Annotated in this window: 21 protein-coding genes; 12 read left to right on the top strand and 9 right to left on the bottom strand. The window is 72.7% G+C overall.

Annotated features, from left to right (window positions below):
• Positions 1 to 81: 81 nt before the first annotated feature.
• The 3 genes from ABZ464_RS26245 to ABZ464_RS26235 all read right to left on the bottom strand — a co-directional run bounded on the left by ABZ464_RS26245 (position 82) and on the right by ABZ464_RS26235 (position 3,766).
• Entirely contained in the window at positions 82 to 1,698 is a 1,617-nt protein-coding gene (locus tag ABZ464_RS26245; RefSeq protein WP_359280303.1) for a serine/threonine-protein kinase, read from the bottom strand.
• A gap of 161 nt (positions 1,699 to 1,859) precedes the next feature.
• Complete coding sequence (locus tag ABZ464_RS26240) at positions 1,860 to 2,642, bottom strand: SDR family oxidoreductase (RefSeq protein ID WP_359280301.1); 783 nt, start codon at positions 2,640 to 2,642, stop codon at positions 1,860 to 1,862.
• A gap of 239 nt (positions 2,643 to 2,881) precedes the next feature.
• Positions 2,882 to 3,766, bottom strand: a complete 885-nt coding sequence (locus tag ABZ464_RS26235) for a LysR family transcriptional regulator (protein ID WP_359280484.1) — start codon at positions 3,764 to 3,766, stop codon at positions 2,882 to 2,884.
• Positions 3,767 to 3,912: 146 nt separating this feature from the next.
• On the opposite strand from ABZ464_RS26235, the gene ABZ464_RS26230 reads away from it, so the two are divergent.
• Together ABZ464_RS26230 and ABZ464_RS26225 are read left to right on the top strand one after the other, a co-directional pair.
• Complete coding sequence (locus ABZ464_RS26230) at positions 3,913 to 4,941, top strand: alcohol dehydrogenase catalytic domain-containing protein (protein WP_359280300.1); 1,029 nt, start codon at positions 3,913 to 3,915, stop codon at positions 4,939 to 4,941.
• 47 nt (positions 4,942 to 4,988) lie between these two features.
• The gene (locus ABZ464_RS26225; RefSeq protein WP_359280298.1) at positions 4,989 to 6,089 is read left to right on the top strand and encodes an FAD-dependent oxidoreductase; all 1,101 of its coding nucleotides are present in this window, start codon (positions 4,989 to 4,991) and stop codon (positions 6,087 to 6,089) included.
• Here ABZ464_RS26225 and ABZ464_RS26220 read toward each other — a convergent pair.
• Both ABZ464_RS26220 and ABZ464_RS26215 read right to left on the bottom strand, forming a co-directional pair.
• A complete protein-coding gene (locus ABZ464_RS26220; protein WP_359280296.1) occupies positions 6,086 to 6,748 on the bottom strand; it encodes a response regulator transcription factor in 663 nt (220 codons plus the stop codon). The two genes, ABZ464_RS26225 and ABZ464_RS26220, sit on opposite strands and share 4 nt — an antisense overlap.
• Positions 6,745 to 7,947, bottom strand: coding sequence for a HAMP domain-containing sensor histidine kinase (locus tag ABZ464_RS26215; RefSeq protein ID WP_359280295.1), 1,203 nt, complete (start codon positions 7,945 to 7,947; stop codon positions 6,745 to 6,747). The genes ABZ464_RS26220 and ABZ464_RS26215 overlap by 4 nt, the downstream gene beginning before the upstream one ends.
• A gap of 146 nt (positions 7,948 to 8,093) precedes the next feature.
• Between ABZ464_RS26215 and ABZ464_RS26210 the strand changes: the two genes are divergently transcribed.
• From ABZ464_RS26210 to ABZ464_RS26175, 8 genes are all read left to right on the top strand, one after another.
• Entirely contained in the window at positions 8,094 to 9,032 is a 939-nt protein-coding gene (locus tag ABZ464_RS26210; protein ID WP_359280293.1) for an ATP-binding cassette domain-containing protein, read from the top strand.
• Positions 9,029 to 10,543 carry an ABC transporter permease subunit gene (locus ABZ464_RS26205; RefSeq protein ID WP_359280292.1) on the top strand — a complete coding sequence of 505 codons (1,515 nt, stop codon included), beginning with the start codon at positions 9,029 to 9,031 and terminating at the stop codon, positions 10,541 to 10,543. The genes ABZ464_RS26210 and ABZ464_RS26205 overlap by 4 nt, the downstream gene beginning before the upstream one ends.
• Positions 10,540 to 11,334 carry an ABC transporter permease gene (locus ABZ464_RS26200; RefSeq protein ID WP_359280291.1) on the top strand — a complete coding sequence of 265 codons (795 nt, stop codon included), beginning with the start codon at positions 10,540 to 10,542 and terminating at the stop codon, positions 11,332 to 11,334. Before ABZ464_RS26205 ends, ABZ464_RS26200 begins: the two co-directional genes overlap by 4 nt.
• Before the next feature lie 147 nt (positions 11,335 to 11,481).
• Positions 11,482 to 12,825: an MFS transporter gene (locus ABZ464_RS26195; RefSeq protein ID WP_359280290.1), complete on the top strand. Its 1,344-nt coding sequence runs from the start codon at positions 11,482 to 11,484 to the stop codon at positions 12,823 to 12,825.
• Positions 12,826 to 13,212: 387 nt separating this feature from the next.
• A complete protein-coding gene (locus ABZ464_RS26190) occupies positions 13,213 to 13,470 on the top strand; it encodes a hypothetical protein (RefSeq protein ID WP_359280288.1) in 258 nt (85 codons plus the stop codon).
• 222 nt (positions 13,471 to 13,692) lie between these two features.
• Complete coding sequence (locus ABZ464_RS26185; RefSeq protein ID WP_359280287.1) at positions 13,693 to 13,848, top strand: hypothetical protein; 156 nt, start codon at positions 13,693 to 13,695, stop codon at positions 13,846 to 13,848.
• Positions 13,849 to 13,952: 104 nt separating this feature from the next.
• Positions 13,953 to 15,188, top strand: a complete 1,236-nt coding sequence (locus ABZ464_RS26180; protein WP_359280285.1) for an MFS transporter — start codon at positions 13,953 to 13,955, stop codon at positions 15,186 to 15,188.
• Positions 15,189 to 15,301: 113 nt separating this feature from the next.
• Positions 15,302 to 15,832 carry a GNAT family N-acetyltransferase gene (locus tag ABZ464_RS26175; RefSeq protein WP_359280284.1) on the top strand — a complete coding sequence of 177 codons (531 nt, stop codon included), beginning with the start codon at positions 15,302 to 15,304 and terminating at the stop codon, positions 15,830 to 15,832.
• Here the strand turns inward: ABZ464_RS26175 and ABZ464_RS26170 are convergent.
• The gene (locus ABZ464_RS26170; RefSeq protein ID WP_359280283.1) at positions 15,813 to 17,021 is read right to left on the bottom strand and encodes an MFS transporter; all 1,209 of its coding nucleotides are present in this window, start codon (positions 17,019 to 17,021) and stop codon (positions 15,813 to 15,815) included. The two genes, ABZ464_RS26175 and ABZ464_RS26170, sit on opposite strands and share 20 nt — an antisense overlap.
• Positions 17,022 to 17,059: 38 nt before the next feature.
• Here ABZ464_RS26170 and ABZ464_RS26165 point away from each other — a divergent pair, with 38 nt between their 5' ends.
• Positions 17,060 to 17,656, top strand: a complete 597-nt coding sequence (locus tag ABZ464_RS26165; protein WP_359280281.1) for a CGNR zinc finger domain-containing protein — start codon at positions 17,060 to 17,062, stop codon at positions 17,654 to 17,656.
• Between the two features lie 67 nt (positions 17,657 to 17,723).
• On the opposite strand, the gene ABZ464_RS26160 is transcribed toward ABZ464_RS26165, so the two are convergent.
• Positions 17,724 to 18,821, bottom strand: coding sequence for a DUF3533 domain-containing protein (locus ABZ464_RS26160; RefSeq protein WP_359280482.1), 1,098 nt, complete (start codon positions 18,819 to 18,821; stop codon positions 17,724 to 17,726).
• A gap of 58 nt (positions 18,822 to 18,879) precedes the next feature.
• On the bottom strand, positions 18,880 to 19,167 hold the full coding sequence (locus ABZ464_RS26155) for a hypothetical protein (RefSeq protein ID WP_359280280.1): 288 nt from the start codon (positions 19,165 to 19,167) through the stop codon (positions 18,880 to 18,882).
• A gap of 38 nt (positions 19,168 to 19,205) precedes the next feature.
• Here ABZ464_RS26155 and ABZ464_RS26150 point away from each other — a divergent pair, with 38 nt between their 5' ends.
• On the top strand, positions 19,206 to 19,493 hold the full coding sequence (locus ABZ464_RS26150) for a hypothetical protein (RefSeq protein WP_359280481.1): 288 nt from the start codon (positions 19,206 to 19,208) through the stop codon (positions 19,491 to 19,493).
• A gap of 68 nt (positions 19,494 to 19,561) precedes the next feature.
• Here the strand turns inward: ABZ464_RS26150 and ABZ464_RS26145 are convergent.
• Positions 19,562 to 19,798: CoA-transferase (locus ABZ464_RS26145; protein ID WP_359280278.1), on the bottom strand; the 237-nt coding region annotated here is incomplete at its 5' end.

Here is a 19,798-nt window from a genome sequence, read left to right as displayed (position 1 = left end):
GCTGCTTCGGCCGGGAAGACCTGTCCGGCCGCCGTACGCGGTTCCGCCGTCGCCGCCCCGACTTCGCTCGGGCGCAAAGGTTCAACCGCGCGAAACCCTCGCTTCACCCGCGGGCGGCCCGGCGACAACTTGGTCCAGGGGGCCGCGCATCAGGCGCATCACGCCCGCCACCGCGGTGAAGGGCACCGCGAGGACGTTGGCCGACAGCATCCACCATGTGCCGTAGACGAGGTCACGGAGCCCTTCGCTCACCAGCTTCTCCTCGGCGCCGTCGGCCACCCCCATGACCCAGAACAGGGTCAGCGGCACCATGGCCGACCACAGGAGCCAGAACGCTCCGGTGGCCGTGGCCCAGACCCGGGTGACCGTCGGGGGACAGCGCTCCAGGCGTGGACGGAGGTACTGCAGCGCCACGAGGGCGACGAGGAGGAGCACCGTCAACGGCACCCGCCACCCGTCGTCGTCCATCGCCCAGTGATGCAGACTCGTCCACCAGGCGCCCTGCTCTTCCGTCGTCGGGTGCTCACGAGCCTGCGCCTTGAGGTCGGATCCCGTGACCAACAGGGCGCACATCGGCACCAGGCCGACCAGGCTGAACAGCGGGCGGCCCAGCACGAGCCTGCGCACCCAGGGGGCGATCCGGACCTCTGCCGCCGCCGGCATCGAGGACGGCACGGGCGGCACGGACGGCGAGGACGGCACGGACGGCGTGTGCGGCGGTTGCCAGGGCGGCGGCGGGCTCGAGCGGGTCGGGACGTGCGGGCGCGAGACCGCTGTCGCGGTGGGCCGGTCGGCGACCGGGGGCAGCCCGGTCGCCCGATCGCCGAGCCCCGTACCGCGGAGCGTCTCCCTCCTTCGGGCCATGTCCGACGCGAGAGAGGGAGGGAGCCAGTCCGCGGCGTCCGCGACCTGCTCCTCCGCCGACGCGAGCAGTTCCCCCGGGGAGGGCCGGTCCCCGGGCTCCTTCGCCAGGCAGTCGCGCACCACCGCCAGCAGGCCGTCCGGCACCTCGCTCAGGTCCGGCTCCTCGTGCACGGCCCGGTACCGTAGGTCCAGGTCCGATCCCACCCCGAACGGATTGCGCCCGGTGGCAGCGAACGCCAGGACCACCCCGAGCGAGAAGACATCGCTGGCGCCGTTCACCTCCCTTCCGAGAGCATGCTCGGGTGACATGTAGCCGGCCGAACCGATCATGAACCCTGTTCTTGTCAGGGCGGTTTCGTCGACGGCGCGGGCGATCCCGAAATCGATCAGCAGCGGTCCGTCGGGGGACAGCAGCACGTTCTGCGGCTTGAGGTCACGGTGCACCAGCCCGGACGCGTGCACCGTACGCAGTGCCTCGGCGAGCCCCGACAGCAGGCGCCACAACGCGGGTACGGGCAGCGGACCGTGCCCGTCCACCGCCTCTTGGAGGGGCGGCCCCGCCACATAGGAGGAGGCCAGCCAGGGCACGGTCGCGTCCGGGTCGGCGGCCAGCACCGGCACGGTGCCCGGTCCGCGGACCGCCAGCGACGCACGGACCTCGCGGGCGAATCGCTGCCGGAACCCGGGGGAGCCGGCCAACTCCGCGCGCACCGTCTTGACCGCGACCGTCCGGCCGGCCGGCGACCGCCCGAGATACACGCGCCCCATGCCGCCCTCGCCCAGGCGGAGCAGCAGCCGGTACTCGCCCAGCTGACGCGGATCGTCGTCGGTCAACGCCTCCACTCGCCACGCCCCCCGACCCCACGCGCACCTGAACGACGTTCGCATCGTGACAGCACCGCACCACTTGCGCCACTGCCCGGGCGGACCGATCCCCGATCCCCGGCAGCTCTGCGAGGTGAGCCTGCCGGGGAAGGGGAAGTCGCCGAGACGGGTCAGTTGCGGCCGGCCATGACGCCGCCGTCGACGTCCCAGACGGCGCCGGTGACCCAGTCGGTCCGGTGGGACAGCAGGAACACGACGGTGGCGGCGATGTCGTCGGGGGTGCCGGTGCGGCCGAGGGGGTGGAAGGCGTTGAAGCCGTCGAGGGCGGAGTCGACCTCCGCCGTGGGGATGAACTCCTCGTAGATGGGGGTGCGTACGACGGCGGGGGCGACCGCGTTGACCCGGATGCCGTGGCCGGCGAGTTCCATCGCGAGGTGCTGGGTGAGGGAGTGCAGTGCGGCCTTGGCCATCGAGTACGCCGAGGAGGGTGTGGCGGCGACGGCCTGGTGGGCCCACATGGAGCCGATGTTGACGAGGGATCCCTTGGCGCCGCGGGCGATCATGTTGGCGACGACGGTCTGGGTGAGGAAGAAGAAGGCCCGGTTGATGGCCTGGTAGCGGTCGTAGTCCTCGGCGGTGTGCTCCAGGAAGGTCTTCGGGGCGAAGACCCCGGCCGCGTTGACGAGGAGGCTGGCGTCGGCGTGCTCCTCGGTGAGGGTGACACGCAGACGGTCGACGGCGGCCGGGTCGGCGAGGTCGGCCGCCAGGCCGAAGGCCTTGCCGTGGGCGGACAGGGCGGCCGCCGCCTCCTCTGCGCCGGCCTGTGTGCGGCCGGTGACGACGGCGGTGCCGCCGGCGTTGAGGACGTGACGGGCGACGGCGTGCCCCATGCCGCTGGTGCCGCCGATGACGACGACCTTCTGCCCGGTGAAGTCGAGGTGGGTGCTGGACAAGGGATGCTCCTGTGTCGGACGGACCGTCGGCGGGGTCGGACGGTGTCGTGGATTCGCACCTCGACACGGTGGGCCGGGGCCACCCGCAGGGTGATCGCACGATACGCCTTGGTTATGCCCCACTTGATCGGAAAGGCTGAGCCGTGCGGTGGATACCGCGACGTGCCTGCCAAGTTAGGCATTCCTTGGGCGGGCGGGTAGGGGATCCCGTTGAATCAAGCTATAAGCGGTGCGTATGGCTAGCGACGAGCGGCCGCGAGGCTGTCGGCGAGCTGGAGCAGGTCGGTGCCGAGCGGGGAGTCGGAGCTCCAGACCGCCTCGAAGGAGATCTGCACCTCGCGGCCCTCGTTCATCAGCGGACGGTGCGGCACCTCGGGCGAGGTGAGTTTGGAGCGCGGAACCATCGCCGAGCCCAGGCCCAGCTTCGCCCAGTCCTCCAGGACCTGGTAGCCGAGGGCTTCTCCCGCATAGGTGCGCAGCGGCATCTCGTGCGCCTGGAAGAGCTGCGTGGTGAAGGTGGTCAGGCCGCAGGTGTCCGGTACGAGGATGAACTGCTCCTTGCCGGCCTCTTCGAGCTCGAGCGGGGTCGCCTCCGTGATGTCGGGGCTGACGACGACGATGGGCTCGACGTCGACGACCCGGTGCTCGAAGCGCGGCATCGCGGCCACGGCCGGGATCAGGATGATGTCGAGCTGCCCGGCCTGCAGGCACTCGCGCAGGTCCTGCATGTTCGCCTCGCGCAGCACGAGGTCGCGGGGAAGGGGAAGGTCGCGCACCATGGTGAACGCGCGGGCGACCAGGTGCGAGCCGATCAGCGGCGAGAGGCCCATCCGGATCCTCTGCTCGCCGGGCTCGGTCAGCCGCCTGGCCTCCGCCGCCACGGCGTCGAGCGCGGCCAGGGCGCGCTCGATCAGCGGAAGGATCCGGGCGCCGAAGGCGGTCTGGGTCACACCGCGCGGCGACCGGTCGAAGAGCCTGTCGCCGAGGCGCTCCTCCAGTTTGGCGATGCCGTTGGACAGGGCGGGCTGGGTCACCCCGTAGGCGCGTGCGGCGGCGCTGAACGACTTGGTCTCCGCGACCGCCTGCGCGTACCGGAGCCCTTCGGGATTCAGGCGATCGATCATAGCCACGGCTTATCGCTCCATTCAGTGATGTCCCCTACCGCGCCTGGTTGCCTCTGCCTACGGTGGGGCTCCTCCTGATTCAGGATAACCACCAGCTATATGCACCATCGTGATGTGCACCGTTGTGTTCGGAAGGAAGAGGCGCCATGTCGGACAGTGCCGTGGCCATGGTCGTGACCGAGCCCCGGGGGCCCGTCCACCCCGCCGTGACCGGGACGGCGTCGCCGAGCGGTGACCAGGTCCGGGTGTCCGTCGTCGCGAGCGGCGTGTGCAACGCCGACCTCGGAACGGCCGCCGCCACCGGTGCCGGTACGTCCTTCCCGGTCACCCCGGGGCACGAGGTGGCCGGCGTGATCGCCGAGATCGGCGACCGGGTCCGGGGCTGGGCGGTCGGGGACCGGGTGGCCGTCGGCTGGTTCGGCGGCAGCTGCGGGCACTGCGCCTTCTGCCGGGCGGGAGACGTCGTCCACTGCCCCGAACGGAAGGTGCCCGGTCTGTCCTACCCGGGCGGCTGGGCCCAGAGCATCACGGTGCCCGCCGACGCGCTCGCGCGCATCCCCGACGGACTCGACCTGTTCGACGCCGCGCCGTTCGGCTGCGCGGGCGTGACGACCTTCAACGCCGTCCGCAGGGCCGGCACGCGCGCGGGCGGCCGCGTCGCCGTGTTCGGGCTCGGCGGACTGGGGCACCTCGCCGTGCAGTTCGCGGCGAAGCTCGGTCATGAGACCGTCGCCATCGCCCGGGGCGGCGACCGGGAGAAGCTCGCCCGCGAGCTCGGCGCGCACCACTACATCGACGGCGACGCCCACGCGCCCGGAGCCGCTCTGAAGGAGCTCGGCGGCGCCGACCTCATCGTCTGCACCGCCTCCGCCACCGCCCCCGTGGACGAGCTGCTCACCGGGCTGAGCGTGCACGGCCGGCTGACGCTCGTCGGCGTCGACGCCGGATCGGTGACCGTACCGGCGGCCCGGCTCGTCATGAACGGCCACACCGTCACCGGCCATCTCACCGGCAGCGCGCTCGAGACGGAGGAGACGATGCGGTTCGCCGTCGCCAACGGCGTACGGCCGATGATCGAGCGCATGCCGCTGCGGCAGGCCGGTGACGCCGTGCACCGACTGCGCTCGGGAGCGCCTCGCTTCCGTATCGTCCTGGACCCCGCCGACGGCGCGTGACCAAGCCCTCGACGCGGGTTCGGACCGATCAGAAAAGGAAGCCACACATGTCCCACCAGGACGGCCACGACGTGATCGTGGTCGGCGCCGGAGCCTCCGGACTGGCCGCGGCCACCGCCCTGCACGCCGCCGGCCGGGACACGGTCTGCCTGGAGGCCCGCGACCGCGTCGGCGGACGCCTGCTCTCCGTCCCCACCGCACACCCCGACCGGGCCCTCGACCTCGGAGCCACCTGGTTCTGGGACGGCGAGGACCGCGTGCGGAGCCTGGCCGCACGCGGCGGCATCGAGACCTTCGCCCAGCACCTCGCCGGCGACACCCTCCTGCAGGAGACCACCGGCACCCGCCGTCTGACCGGCAACCTGATCGACGGCCCCTCCCACCGTTTCGCCGCCGGCTCCCAGAGCATCGCCACCGCTCTCGCCGCCGCGCTCCCCGCCGAGTCCCTACGACTGGACACGCCCGTCACCGCCGTCCACCCGGACGGCCGAGACGGCCTCACGGTGCGCACCCCGGCCGGGACCCTGCGCGCCGAGCACGTCATCCTGGCCCTCCCGCCCGCCCTGGCCCTGGAACGCATCGACTTCGGCGACGCCCTTCCCGCCGACCTCGTACGCCTCGCCCGGTCCACCCCGGTCTGGATGGGAGCCGTCGCCAAGGTCGTCGCCCACTACCCGGCGGCGTTCTGGCGGGAGGACGGGCTGGCCGGCGCCGCGGTCAGCAGGACTGGGCCGCTCCAGGAGATCCACGACATGTCGGGGCCGGGCGGCCGGCCCGCCGCGCTCTTCGGCTTCGCGCACGCGCGCACCGTGCGCCCGGGCTTCGACCAGGCCGTCATCGCCCAGCTCGCGCGGATCTTCGGCCCGGCCGCGGCCGCTCCCGAGGCCCTGCACCTACAGAACTGGAGCACCGAGCGGTGGACCTCGCCGTCCACCGTGCAGCACCTCGCCGACCACTCGCTCTTCGGCCACCCCCTCTATCGTCGGCCCGCGCTGAACGGCCGACTGCACTGGGCGTCGACCGAGACGGCGACCGCCCACGCCGGTCATATCGAAGGCGCCCTCGCGGCCGGGGAACGAGCGGCCCGGGCGGTACGGGAGGCGTCCGGCACCCCGGACGACCGCGGCATCGCCCTCCCCACCCCCTAGGGATCGGCGATCCGGTAGCCGATCGTGGGGGTCGTGGTGATCACCGGTGGGTCGCCGAGCTTGCGGCGGAGTCTGCTCACGGTCACGGCGACGGTGTTCGTGAACGGGTCGGCGTTCTCGTCCCACACCTGTTCCAGCAGCGCCTCCGCGCTCAGCGAGGCGGGGCCGGCCCGCAGGAGGGCGGTCAGCACCTCGAACTCCTTGACCGAGAGGTCGAGGCGGCGCCCGTCCCGGGTGGCCGTGCGGTGCACGGGGTCGAGGGCGATGCCCGCGGCGCGCAGGGTGCGGGCCAGGGCGTAGGGGCGCCGACGGACCAGTGACCGCAGACGGAGCACGAGTTCGGGGAAGTGGAAGGGCTTGACCAGGTAGTCGTCGGCGCCGAGGCTCAGTCCGTCGACGCGATCGGCCGGTGTGTCCGCGGCGGTCAGCATCAGCACCATGGGGCGGTCGTCCCGGTCGGTGACCATCCGGCACAGCGTGTCGCCGTGGATACCCGGCAGGTCCCGGTCCAGGACGACCGTGTCGTACGCGTTGGCGTCCAGCTTGGCCGCGGCCTCCAGGCCGTCGTAGGCGACGTCCACCGCCATCCCCTGGTCGCGCAGGCCCTCGACCAGCACGTCGGCGAGCGCTCGGGCGTCCTCCACCACGAGCACCCTCATGGCGCGGCCCCGGCTTCGGCGGCCCGGGACAGGGTGACCGCGGCCCGCAGTCCGCCCTCGGCGCGGGCCCGCAGCGCGAGGGTGCCCCCGTGCGCCTCGGCGACCGCCGCGACGATCGAGAGTCCGAGACCCGCCCCCGCGCCACCGCCCCCGCCGGTCCGCTCGGCGCCGAGCCGGCGGAACGGGCGGGTCAGCTGCGCCACCTGATCCTCGGTCAGCAACGGCCCTCCGTTCTCCACGACCAGGCACACGTCCGTGTCCTCGACCCCGGTGGCGACGCGGATCCAGCCGCCGGGCCGGTTGTGCCCGATCGCGTTGTCCACGAGGTTGTCCACCATCCGGCGCAACAGCGTCCGGTCGCCGCCCACCCACGCGCCGGACCCGTCGGCGGCGCGGCCGGTGTCCACCCGGAGCTGCTTCCCGGAGGCCGCGGCGGCACGCTCGGCGAGGGCGGCCGCGACGAGCGCGTCCAGGCAGACCGGCTCGGTGCCGGGCAAGGGCACTCCGTGCTGGGCGCGGGCCAGCATCAGGAATCCGTCGAGCAGCCGGTCCACCTGATCCAGCTCGGCCCTGACGCGGCGCGCCACGGTGCGCGTCTGCTCGGGCACCGGGCCCGGTTTGGCGAGCGCCACGTCGACCGAGGCCCGCATGGTCGCGAGCGGAGTGCGCAGCTCGTGCGAGGCGTCGGCGACGAAGCGCCGCTGCGCGGCGAACGCCTGCTCCAGACGTTCCAGCAGTTCGTCGATCGTGTCGCCGAGGCCCCTGAGTTCGTCGTGCGGGCCGGGGACGGCGAGACGTTCGTGCAGGCTGTCGGCGGAGATACGGCGCGTGGCCGCCGTCATCGCGCGCAGGGGGCGCAGCACGCGCCCGGCGGCGAACCAGCCCAGCCCGACCGACAGCAGCCCCGTCACCGCCAGCCCCACCGCCGAGCCGAGCAGCAGCTGCTCCACCTGCCGACTGTGCGCCTCGGCGAGCTGGTGCTCCAGACTGGCGATCCGCTCCCGCGCCGCGGACGGGAGCGTGCCCGCCCCGGCGCCCGGCACGGGGGCCGCCTGGTGGCTACCGCCGGCCACCAGGCCGACCACGGTCAGCAACACCACGGCCGAGGCCAGGAACAGTCCGGCGTACAAGGTGGTGAAACGCCAGCGGATACCGCGGCGTTGCGCCGCCCGTACCGGAAGCCCCAGTTCCGCTGCCATCGGTCTCCCTTCTTCCCCACTGCCCGCCTCAGGCTAGGCGAGCCGGCCTAACAACGGCATGACAGCGGCCGTTCCGCCCGCGTTACGGCCCCCGGCGCAGCGTGGTCGCCTCCGGAGCGGTACGAGCGAGAGGCGGAACGGCGAACATGACGGACGATCACCGGATCGAGGTCGAGGGCCTGCGCAAACGCTTCGGCGCGACCCAGGCCCTCGACGGCATGACCTTCACCGTCCGGCCCGGGCGGGTGACCGGGTTCGTGGGTCCGAACGGCGCGGGCAAATCCACCACCTTGCGGGTGGTCCTGGGCCTGGACCGGCCCGACCGGGGGACGGCGCTGGTCGGGGGACGGCCGTACCGGACGCTGGGCAGTCCGCTGTGCCATCTCGGCTCACTGCTGGACGCCGGTGCGCTGCAGCCCGGCCGGACCGCCCGCAACCACCTGCTGTGGCTGGCCCGTTCCCAGGGGCTCCCGGCCGGCCGGGTGGACCAGGTCCTCCAACGGGTGGGGCTCGCCGAGGCGGCGCGGCGCCGGACGGGCGGCTTCTCGCTCGGCATGCGACAGCGGCTCGGCATCGCGGCGGCGCTCCTCGGGGATCCGCCCGCGCTGATGCTGGACGAGCCGTTCAACGGACTGGACCCCGAAGGGATCCGGTGGATCCGCGGTCTGCTGACCTCGCTCGCGGCACAGGGCCGTACGGTGCTGGTGTCCAGCCATCTGATGAGCGAGCTCCAGGACGTCGCGGACCATCTCGTCGTCGTCGGCCGCGGCCGGGTGGTCGCCGACACGGGCGTGCGGGAGTTGCTCGCCCGACTGTCCGCGGGCCGGGTCACGCTGCGCACCTCCGAGCCCGTCGCGGCGGGGGCGGCGCTGGTCCGGGCCGACGCGGTCGTCCGGGTCGCGGGCGCGGACACGCTCGAGGTGAGCGGGCTGACCGGCGAGGACATCGTGACCGTGCTGACCGCGGAGACGATCCCGTTCGCCGAACTGGCCACGCACCGCGTCAGTCTGGAGGAGGCGTACCTGGAACTCACCCGCGACGACGTGCAGTACCGCGGCACGGGTGCCGGGGAGGCCACGCGATGAGGCGGCTGCGAGTCCTGCGCGCGGAGTGGACCAAGTTCCGCACCGTACGCGGCTGGGTCCTCGCCACGGCCGCCGCGGTCCCGGTCTTCGTCCTGCTCCTGCTGGCCGGGACGACCGCCTCGAACGGGCCCGGCCAGGACGTCGCCGCGCTGCCGATCGGCTCCGCGGGCGAGGCGGTCAACGACAACTTCTTCTTCTTGCACCGGGCCCTGGCCGGAGACGGCGCCCTCACCGTGCCGGTGCTCGGCCTGACGGGCGTACTGGCCCGCGAACCGGGACGGACCGTGCCCGGGGTCACCCCGTGGGCCAAGACCGGGATCATCGTCAAGCAGAGCCTCGAACAAGGCTCGTCCTACGCCGCGTTGATGGTCACCGGCGCGCACGGCGTACGGATGCAGCACGACTTCACCCACGACCGCGCCGGTCTGCCCGGCCGTCCCTCGGCGGCCTCGCCGCGCTGGCTGCGGCTCGTCCGCGCCGGGTCCACACTCACCGGCTACGACTCGACGGACGGCGTGCACTGGAACGAGGTCGGCCGGGCGCACCTGGACGGCCTGGCCGGCACCGTACAGGTGGGCCTGTTCACCGCCTCCCCGGCAGCCGTGCAGACGTCCGGCTCCCTGGGGGGTTCGCGCCCCGCCGTCGCCACCGGGGCGTTCGGCCCGGTGACACTCGGCGGATCCTGGACCGGCGTCGACCCGGACCAGGGCTGGCGGGGCGGGCAACTGGGCGGCGACGCGGGCACGTCCGGCAGTTACGCCGACGACACCAGGGGCGGCTGGACACGGACCGGCCACGGCTTCACCGTCACGGGCGCCGGGGACATCGCCCCCGTCGTCGGCGGGCCGTCCCTCGGACCCGCCTACACCGTCGAGAACTTCCTCGTCGGTACGTTCGCCGCGCTGATCGTCCTGACCGTCGTGGCCGTGCAGTTCGTCACCGGCGAGTACCGGCGCGGGCTGATCGGCACCACGCTCGCCGCGACACCCCGACGCGGACGGCTGCTGGCCGCCAAGACCGCCGTGGTCGCGGCCGTCGCCTTCGGGGTCGGACTGCCGGCCGCCGCGATCAGCGTCCCGCTCGGCCGGCAACGCGCCCACGCCACCCACTTCGTGGTGTTCACCGTGCCGCACACCGTGGAACTGCGCGCGGTTCTCGGCACCGGACTCCTGCTGGCCACCGCCGCCGCGCTCGCGCTGGCGTTCGGCACGCTGCTGCGGCGCAGCGCCCCGGCGATCACCGCCGTCGTCGTCACGACGGTACTCCCCTACCTCCTCTCGATCAGCGGCGCGCTGCCCCCGACTCCCGCCCGGTGGCTGCTCCGCGTCACCCCGGCGGCGGGTTTCGCCGTCCAGCAGACGCTGCCGCACCACCGCCATGTGCTGAGCGTCTACACGCCGCCCTTCGGCTACTTCCCCCTCGGCCCCTGGACGGGCTACGCGGTCCTCGCCGGCTGGACCGTCCTCGCCCTGGCGGCCGCCGCCCTCCTCCTGCGCCGGAGGGACGTATGAGGACCACCACCGTTCTGCGCCGAGCGGTCCACGCCGAGTGGACCAAACTGCGCACCGACCCGGGACACGCGTGGCTGCTGCTGGGCCTCGCCGCCGTGACCGTGTCCGTGAGCGCGGCGGTGGCCGCGACGGCCCGCTGTCCGGCGGCCGACTGCGGCCAGGACCAGGTCAGGCTCAGCCTGACGGGTGTGACGCCGGCCCAGACGATCGCCGCGATCGTGGCCGTGCTGGCCGTCGGACAGGAGTACGGCACCGGCCTGATCCACACCACGCTCGCGGCGGTACCGCGGCGCACCACCGTCCTGGCCGCCAAGGCCGCCGTCGTGAGCGCGGCGGTGGGCGCCGCGGCGATACCCGCCGTCCTCACGTCCGTCCTGGCCGGACGCCTCCTGCTGCCGGGCAACGGCTTCACACCTGCCCACGGCCACGCCGCCCTCTCCCTCACCGACGGCCCCACCCTGCGAGCCGTCGCGGGCTCGGTGCTCTACCTGGTCCTGGTCGCCCTGCTGGCCCTCGGCATCGCCGCGGCGGTCCGGGACGCGGCGGTGGCGACGGGCGTGGTGCTCGGGTTGCTGTACCTCTTCCCCCTCCTCGGCCACATGGTCACCGACCCCCAGCTGCGCCGGCACCTCGCGCAGATCGGCCCGATGCCCGCGGGGCTGGCCGTCCAGGCGACGACGGACCTGCGAAACCTCCCCATCGGACCGTGGGCGGGCCTCGGCGTACTCGCCCTGTGGGCGGCGGGCGCGCTCCTCGTCGGCGGCACACTGCTGCGCCGGCGCGACGCCTGACAGCGTTCCTGACGTCATTCGGCGGATTCGGCCCACAGGGTGCAAACCGTCTTCTGACTCACCCAGTGGACATCTCTTGACGCCTTTCTGACCTGCTCACATGCTTCCGAGCACATCCGACGTGCAGGAGTTCGGTGAGGAGATCGGATGACAACGCATGTGCATGACCGAGAGGCCGCAAGGGCGGAAATCCCCGCGCAGGCCAAGCGACGCTTCTTGATCAGGCTGTCCGCGGTCCTGATCGGAGGGATGTTCCTGGACGGCTACATCCTCGGGATCATCGGACCGGTGAGCGCCACGATGACCGAAGACCTCGGTCTGTCCTCGCTCCAGGAGGGCCTCGCCGTGGCGGCCGCGCTGCTCGGCATCCTGATCGGCTCGCCGCTCGGCGGTCACCTCGCCGACAGGTACGGCCGTAAGCCGCTGTTCATGGCGGACATGGCGATCTTCGTGATCGGCTCGGCCCTGCAGTTCGTCGTCGACTCGCCCACGCAGCTCGTGGCGGTGCGCCTGCTGATGGGCATCGCGATCGGCGCCGAGTACTCCGTCGGCTGGCCGCTGATGTCCGAGTTCTCCCCCGCCCGGCTGCGGGGACGCATGCTCGGGCTGACCCTGATCGCCTGGTACGTCGGGTTCATGGTCGCGTTCCTCGTCGGCCACCTCCTGATCGAGTACACCGACCTCGACTGGCGGACCGTGCTGGGCACGAGCACCCTGATCGCGGTGATCCTGCTCATCAGCCGGATCGGCCTGCCCGAGTCGCCGCGCTGGCTGTGGAACGCGGGCCGCAGGGAGGAGGCCAGGCACATCGCCCACGACTACCTGGAGAGCGAAGCCGACATGGCCGACGTCGAGCACGAGGACGCGCGGCCGGGGACCTTCGGGATGCTGTTCTCGGCGCAGTACTGGCGGGCGACCGTGTTCGTCTCGCTGTTCTGGTTCTGCGCCGTCGCCCCCTATTTCGCCATCGCCACCTTCGCCGACAGTGTGCTGAAGAGCTACGGCCTCGGCGGGGGGCTCGCCGGCGGCGTCGCGCTCTCCGTCGTCGCCGTCGCCGGGGTGGTGATCACGGTTCTGCTGATCGACAAGGTCGGCCGCCGCCCGCTGACCGTGCCCCCGCAATGGCTGTGTGCCGCGATCCTGGCGATCATCGGGCTGTGGGCGGGCGCACCGTCGATGGTGGTGCTGGCCCTGTTCCTGGCCTTCTCGTTCGTCAACGCGATGTACAACACGTTGACGGGTGTCTACCCGGGCGAGGTCTTCCCGACCGAGATCCGGGGGATCGGAACAGGATTCGCGGCCGCTGTCAGCCGGGTCGGGGCCGGCCTCGGCACCTTCCTGCTGCCCTGGTCGATGACCCACCTGGGGACCGGACCGACGATGCTGATCGCCGCCGGAGTCGCCCTCGCGGGCGCCGCGCTCTCCCAGGCACTGGCCCCCGAGACGAAGGGGAAGAGCCTCAGCGAGGCGGCGGCCGGATACGGGCACTGAGACCTGACCGACGCGGCGTGGGCGGTGTGCCGGTGCCTGCCGCGAGGGCCCGCAGGAGTGGCTTGGTCAGGGTGGTCGGTGACGCGGGCGCTGCACGGATCTGCGAGTGCCGCGCGGCCACCCAGATGCTGCAGCGCTCCGCAGACCAAGGCTGGTACAACCCCTACGGCGACCGGCACCCGTACCACACCACGTCCCTTCCGATCCTGCACTGGCAGAACTGGTACGACCCCGGCCTCGCCCCCCTCGGACTGCGCGACTGGCGCCAACCCGGCCACCCCCGTCCGCGCGCCCGCTGGCACGTCGGCCACGTCGGCTGGCAGTCCTCACAGGAGCACCCGCCGCCGAGCTCCTCACGGCGCGCACCTCTTCGCCAAACTCCAGGACGTGTACCCCGACGGCACCACCCGCCCGATCTCCTGGGATCGAGCCGTCCTGTCCGGGCGAGCGGGGGACACCCTGACCCTGGCCCTGGACGACAACGCCTACCGCCTCCAGTTGCAGATCCAGTCCAGCGGCTTCCCGCACTCCGCCGTCCATCCCGGCACCGGCGGCAACCCGTGGCTCGTCGCGGCGGATCCGGACGATGCCCGTCGGCCGCCTGTGCCTGGACGCCATCCCCGGCAGGTAGCCTCTGCCGGATGACCGATGACGTCGACACCTGGCACCGGCTCGCCGCCCTGCTGCCCCCGGCCGAGGCACAGGGGTTCGTCGACTGCTGGGAGATCGGCGAGCAGGAGGCCGGACTGGACCTGCTCGTCACCGGTCCGCGCCCAGCTCTCGGTGCTCGCGGAGGCGTGGGGCGAGCGGGAGGGGCTCACGCCCCGAATCCTCCGGTGCCGCGGGGACGGACACCTGGCCCCCGCCGTGACACTGATCGAGCACGACGACGCCCTGCACTATGCGATCACGATGCCGGACCGCACCACGGTCACCCGGCTGTTCCCCGCCGACGCCGTCGAAAGGGCCTTCACGAGCCTCCTCGAGTCGTGCGAACAGCATGGTGACAGCCGCTCCTTATAGCCCTATTCACCATGATCCTCTATCGGGATCCATCAGGACGCCCTACCGTGCAGGCGGAGTCAGAGATCGGCGTAGACGTTCTCAGCCATAGGGGGAATCCGCCAGTGACAAGCACCGCCCCGGACACCAGCGCCGGTGCAGTCGCCAGGTCCGAGGCCCAGCGCCGTGTCCTCGCCGCCCTGGTCAGCAGCCAGATCCTGAGCGGGGCGGGGCTCGCGGCCGGGATCACCGTCGGCGCCCTGCTCGCGCAGGACATGCTCGGCGCCACCGACCTCGCGGGGCTGCCCAGCGCCCTGTTCACCGCCGGCTCCGCTCTCGCCGCCGTCACCATCGGCCGTATCTCCCAGGCCCGGGGCCGCAGGCCGGGTCTGGCCGCGGGATACCTGACCGGCGCCATCGGCAGCGCGGGCGTCATCACCGCCGCCGTCACGGACAGCCCCGTGCTGCTCTTCATCGCCCTGTTCGTCTACGGCGCCGGCACCGCCACCAACCTCCAGGCCCGGTACGCCGGTGCAGACCTCGCCGCTCCCACGCACCGCGCCCGCGCCGTCTCCACCGTCCTGGTCGCCACCACCCTCGGCGGCGTCGTCGGCCCCAACCTCGCCGCACCCACCGGCGCCTTCGCGGCCACACTCGGCATCCCCGCGTTGGCCGGCCCGTTCCTGCTCTCCGGTACCGCCTACGCGCTGGCCGCCCTCGTCCTCGCCGTCCGGCTGCGCCCCGACCCCCTGCTGCTCGCCCGCAGCCTCGACCTCGAGCGAGAGAGGGGGACCGCCGGGGCGAAGACCCGCGGGCCGGGGCTGATACCGGGCGCGCTGACGATGATCCTCACCCAGCTCGTCATGGTGGCGATCATGACGATGACCCCCGTGCACATGCACGACCACGGCCATGGCACCGCCGCCTCCGGCCTCGTCATCGCCCTCCACGTCGCGGCCATGTACCTGCCCTCACCGCTGACCGGCCGGCTCGTCGACCGTCATGGCCCGACCGTCGTCGCCGCCGCTTCCGGCCTCACCCTCCTGGCCGCCGGAATCACCGCCGCGGCGGCACCCGCCGACTCCGTCGCCCTGCTCGCCCTGGCGCTGGCCCTGCTCGGCCTGGGCTGGAACCTCGGTCTCGTGTCCGGCACCGCGATGATCACGGACGCCGTGCCGCTGGCCACCCGTGCGAGGACCCAGGGCATGGTCGACGTCTCCATCGCCATCGCCGGCGCGACCGGCGGCCTGTCCTCCGGCCTCGTCGTGGCCGCCGCAGGATTCCCCGTTCTCGCCCTCACCGGTGGCCTCCTCGCCCTCGCGGTCCTGCCCGCCATCGTCGTCACCGCGAGCAGCCGCTGACAGGAGAGCGTCGCGTCGCTCCGCCGGTCACGATCAACCGTGCGCGGAACGTCGAGCGGGAGGCGGTCCGAAACCCAGGTGGCTTCGGCGCGCCGTCTCGGTAGGGTCGGGCCGTGCCCGAGCTGAAGCAGCTGCATGCTGGTCATGCCCCGGCGGTCCTGGCCTTCGAGCTGGCGAACCGCGCCTACTTCGCTGCCTCCGTCTCCGACCGCGGCGACGCCTTCTTCGACGAGTTCACCGACAGGTACCACGCCTTGCTGGCTGAGCAGGAGGCCGGCATCTGCGCTTTCCACGTGCTCGTCGCCGAGGACGGCTCGGTACTCGGCAGGTTCAACCTGGTGGACATCGAGGAACGCACCGCGCAACTCGGCTACCGGGTGGCGCAGCACGTCACCGGCCGCGGCGTGGCGACCACGACCGTTCGGGAGCTGTGCCGACTGGCGGCGGCGCGGCACGGGCTGCGCACACTGAGGGCGGCCGCCTCCCACGAGAATGCCGCTTCCCGGAAGGTGCTGGCCAAGGCCGGGTTCGTCCTGGTCGGCCCGGCTGATCCCGCTGACGTCGGCGGCAAGCCGGGCAGCTGGTATCAGCGCGACTTGCCTTCGCCCGAGGAGAGGTCGTCCTTCACCGGCCCCGGGTCGTAGCACGACTCGGGCACGATCCCCTGCGGGGGAGGGGGACGGCGAAGAACGCCAGTGCCGCGAGGGCCGCCACGCTCGCGGCGAGCGCCAACGCGCCTGGAAGGGACCGGGTCGCGACCGGTCCGGCGGCAGCCGCCCCGATGGCGAATCCAGTGATCTTCAAGCTGGCGCCGGTGGTGAAGATCTGGCCGCGCAGGCGTTCGGGAGCCTCCCGATGGCGGACCGCGAACAACGCGGCCAGTTGGGGGCCTTCACCGATCCCGGCGACGAAAACGGCCACGATGAGCAGGGCTGGTTGCCCCGACGCGGCCAACGCCAACGCGGCAGCCTGAACGAGGGCACTGCCCCAGATGATCGTGTCGGGGGTGACCGAGTGCGGAAACCTTGCGAGGACGGCGTTGGCCGCCAGGGCGGAGAGCGCCGCGCACGAGAGCAGCACCGCCCCGCGCCCGGCTCCGCCCAGGACGCGCTCGCCCAGGAGAGCGATGCAGGCCGTCAGCATGCCCTGAGCCGCACACGAGAGGACCGAGGTGAGGGTCGCTCGGGCCAAGGGCGGTCTCTCGACGACGACCCGCATTCCGGCAGTGAGGTCGCTGATCACGGAGGTGGTCCGAGTGGCCCGCGCCCGGCCGGAACGGGCGGGCAGCATCCACGCGGCAGGCAGTGCCAGGGCGATGAGCGCCACGGAGACCACCACGGCCGTCGGGGCTCCCAGAGACTCCGCCACGCCGCCGGCGAGAGCCGGACCGGCCAGACTCGCCAGGCTGAAGGTCATGGCGTCGAGCGCGTTCGCCCGGGGCAACTGGTCGGCCGGCACCGCCCGGGGCAGCTGGGCCGTCCATCCGCCCGACAGGGCCGGCCCCAGCAGCCCCGTCAGCACCGCGATCAGGATCGTGACGGTGAACGGCAACCGGCCGAGCCCCGCGAGAACCGTCCCCAGACCCGTCGCATACAGGACGAGGGCGCCCGCCAGCAGGCGCCCCGGCCGGCCTGCTCTGTCGAGAAGCGCCCCGAGCACCGGGCCCCCCACCGCGGACGAGATCGTGATGCCCGCGAGCAGCGACGACGCGTCGGTGGTCGATCCGGCCGACGCGAACCCCGCCAGCATCAACGCCGGTCCTGACATCTCGTCCCCGGCACGAGCTGCCACCGCTCCGATCAGATGGAAACGGAGTGAGTAACGCGTATTCATCGGCGAGACGTTACGCAGGTAACGTAAAACTCAGCAATATGCGTTACATTCCACCGGTGTCCTCCACCACCGACGACTGGTCCACCCGGCACTCCGTGCTGACGACGGCTCGGCGGACCGCCGCCCTGATCAACGCCCTCGCCGACGACCGCCCTGACCCGACCGACGTCGCCGATGTGCTCCGCGCCTACGGGGAGAGCGACCCCATCGACCTCACCGGCCGGGATGTCGCCGCGATGCGGGCGGCTGCCGCGCTGTTGCGGGAGGTCTTCGCCGCCGAGCACGCCGACGCCGCCGCCGCCACGCTCAACCGCCTCCTACGGGAACACACCGGACCGATCCGCCTGACGTCGCACAGCGGCAGCACCCCCTGGCATCCTCACCTCGACCCCGACGACGACGCCCCCTGGGACGAGTGGTTCCTCACCTCGTCCTGCATGGCGCTCACCGTCCTCGTCTGGGACCGTCAACGCCCGCCCGGCAGGATCTGTGCATCGCCCGGCTGTCAGAACGTCTTCATCACCCAGGGCAGTGGCCCGGAACGCCGCTACTGTTTCCGCCGATGCGCGACCCGCGAAAGAGTCGCAGCCCACCGACGCCTCCACGCCACCGAGCCGCCGCGCGGGGACGAGTAGGGCCGGTTCTGTCAACGAGGCGGTCGGTAGCACCTGGTGGCGTCTCGGCAGGGTGCGATACGCGGAGTCAGGACACGGGCGTGGGCTCCGGTGCCGGCTCGGGTTCCGTGCCGGCCGCGGCGGCGCGCAGGCGTGCGTGACGCCGGGAGGCGGCCCAGGCCAGCACCGCACCGCCCACCGCGTACGCGCCGAGCACCCAGAACGCGGACGCGGTGGCGTGCCCCGAGAAGTACACCGTGTTGCGGACCACGGTGGTGCCGGCGCCCGGCGGCAGGGCCTGCCCGATCGCGCTCCAGAACGGCGGGAGCAACGGCGCGGGGTACACGCCGCCTGAACTCGGGTTGCCCAGCACCACGAAGAGCAGGATGACCACCCCGGTGCCGAGAAGACCCAGCAAGGTCTGCAGAGCGAGCGCGGTCGTCGCGGCAGCCAGGACGACCAGGGTGCCGATGCCGCTCAACGCCCAGAAGTGACCGCCGAGCGCGTCGAACACCGGCCCCACGATCACCGCTCCGGCGATGCCCGACACGATCGCGTACGGCACGAGGACGGCGAGGCGGACAAGGGTGCGGTGCGGGTTGGCGGGCCGGGACCCTGCCGCCATGCCCATGATCGTCGCGGTGAGGTAGCCGCCGATCACCCAGCCCAGCACGAGGTAGAAGGACGTCATGCCGCGCCCGTCACCGGCGTTCGGCGGCCGGATGTCGGTGACGGTGACCTGCCGCTTCTCCGCCGCCTCTATCTTCTGGGCGATCTGCGTGGCGGTCTGCGACACCGACGGTCCGCCCGCCGAGGCGACGAGGAGCGTGTCCTTGGCTCCCGTGGCGTCGAACAGGAAGGCGGCGTCGGTCTCGCGCGACAGGACCGACTGCCGGGCGGCGGCGGCGCTCGCGACGGCCGTTGCCTTCACGGGGTCGCCGTCGAGGGCGTTGAGCTGGGCGACGATCTTCGCGGACGCCTGCTGCGGAGCCACCACCGCAACGGGGATCCGGTGCGGTGTGGGCGAGTGGAAGGCGCCGACGTAGGACACGACGAACGCGAGCTGGACGAGCAGTCCGCCGAGCACGAGCCCCAGCGCCCGGAGCGTGACGGCGTCCTTGAACTCGGCCACGAAACCGGAGGACTTGGCGGAACCTGCGGCGGCAGATTCCCCTGATGAAGGGATGGAGGCGGCTTTCACGGGCGCATGATGGCACAGTCAGGTAAAACCCTCTCCAAGGCGTTCAGACGCTGATGTCGGTGGCGGCTCCGGTGGGCAGCCAGCGGAAGCGGTGGCGGATGTCGGCGGGTGCCCGGGCGAGTTCGTGCTCGATGGCGTGGCGGCCTTCGTGGAAGTGCTGCCAGCCCTCGTAGTGGACGGGGATGGCGGTGCGGGGGCGCAGCAGGCCGCACAGCCGCACGGCCTGGGCGGCGGTCATGGTGTAGCGGACGGGGCCGGTGATCGGGAAGCGCACTCCGTCGGCGTGCAGCAGCGCGGTGCCCTCGGTCAGCCGCCGGGCCACCTCGCGCACGCCGCCGTGGAGGCCATGCCCATGATCCGGCCGGTGCGCTGACCGAGCACGGCCGCGAGGGCGTTCAGCGGGACCTCACCGCGTTCTTCCGCACCCAGGCGTGGAGCTACCTGGTCGAGCTGCCCGAGGGCGCCCAGACCACCGCGGAGGACCCGGAGCCGCGGTTCCTGGTGGAGGCGACGAAGACGGTGCTGGCCGCCGCAGGCCTGGGCGCCGACCAGGCCCTGCGGGTGTGGGTGCTGGTGCACGAACAGCCCGACGGCACCTGGGGCGCGGGCGGCTCGGTCATCCGGCACGCCGACCTGGCGGCCCTCGCCAAGGGGTAGCGAACCGACGTACGTCGTCTCCCACCCCGACCGGACACCGCCCCCTCCCACCTCGACGCGCCGGTGCCTCAGCAGGCGGCCGCGGTGGCGCCGGTGAGCAGGGGGGCGCCGGTGCGGGCGGCGATGTGCTCGACGGTGACGCCCGGCGCGGTCTCGACCAGGGCGAGTCCGGCCGGGGTGATGTCGAGGACGCCGAGGTCGGTGATGATCCGGTGGACGCAGCGCTCGCCGGTGAGGGGGAGGGTGCACTCCTCGAGGATCTTGGGGGTGCCGTCCTTGGCGGTGTGTTCCATGAGGACGATGAC

The sequence above is a fragment of the Streptomyces sp. NPDC005820 genome (assembly GCF_040630255.1).
Lineage (GTDB): Bacteria > Actinomycetota > Actinomycetes > Streptomycetales > Streptomycetaceae > Streptomyces.
The sequence above is the reverse complement of the archived record's forward strand: the minus strand, read 5'-3'. Positions and strand labels throughout refer to the sequence as shown.

Excerpts from the sequence above, each read along its gene's own strand:
- ABZ464_RS26235 (WP_359280484.1), bottom strand. The coding sequence starts at position 3,766 with ATGATCGATCGCCTGAATCCCGAAGGGCTCCGGTACGCGCAGGCGGTC.
- ABZ464_RS26230 (WP_359280300.1), top strand. The coding sequence starts at position 3,913 with ATGTCGGACAGTGCCGTGGCCATGGTCGTGACCGAGCCCCGGGGGCCC.
- ABZ464_RS26225 (WP_359280298.1), top strand. The coding sequence starts at position 4,989 with ATGTCCCACCAGGACGGCCACGACGTGATCGTGGTCGGCGCCGGAGCC.
- ABZ464_RS26220 (WP_359280296.1), bottom strand. The coding sequence starts at position 6,748 with ATGAGGGTGCTCGTGGTGGAGGACGCCCGAGCGCTCGCCGACGTGCTG.
- ABZ464_RS26215 (WP_359280295.1), bottom strand. The coding sequence starts at position 7,947 with ATGGCAGCGGAACTGGGGCTTCCGGTACGGGCGGCGCAACGCCGCGGT.
- ABZ464_RS26210 (WP_359280293.1), top strand. The coding sequence starts at position 8,094 with ATGACGGACGATCACCGGATCGAGGTCGAGGGCCTGCGCAAACGCTTC.
- ABZ464_RS26205 (WP_359280292.1), top strand. The coding sequence starts at position 9,029 with ATGAGGCGGCTGCGAGTCCTGCGCGCGGAGTGGACCAAGTTCCGCACC.
- ABZ464_RS26200 (WP_359280291.1), top strand. The coding sequence starts at position 10,540 with ATGAGGACCACCACCGTTCTGCGCCGAGCGGTCCACGCCGAGTGGACC.
- ABZ464_RS26195 (WP_359280290.1), top strand. The coding sequence starts at position 11,482 with ATGACAACGCATGTGCATGACCGAGAGGCCGCAAGGGCGGAAATCCCC.
- ABZ464_RS26170 (WP_359280283.1), bottom strand. The coding sequence starts at position 17,021 with ATGAATACGCGTTACTCACTCCGTTTCCATCTGATCGGAGCGGTGGCA.
- ABZ464_RS26165 (WP_359280281.1), top strand. The coding sequence starts at position 17,060 with ATGCGTTACATTCCACCGGTGTCCTCCACCACCGACGACTGGTCCACC.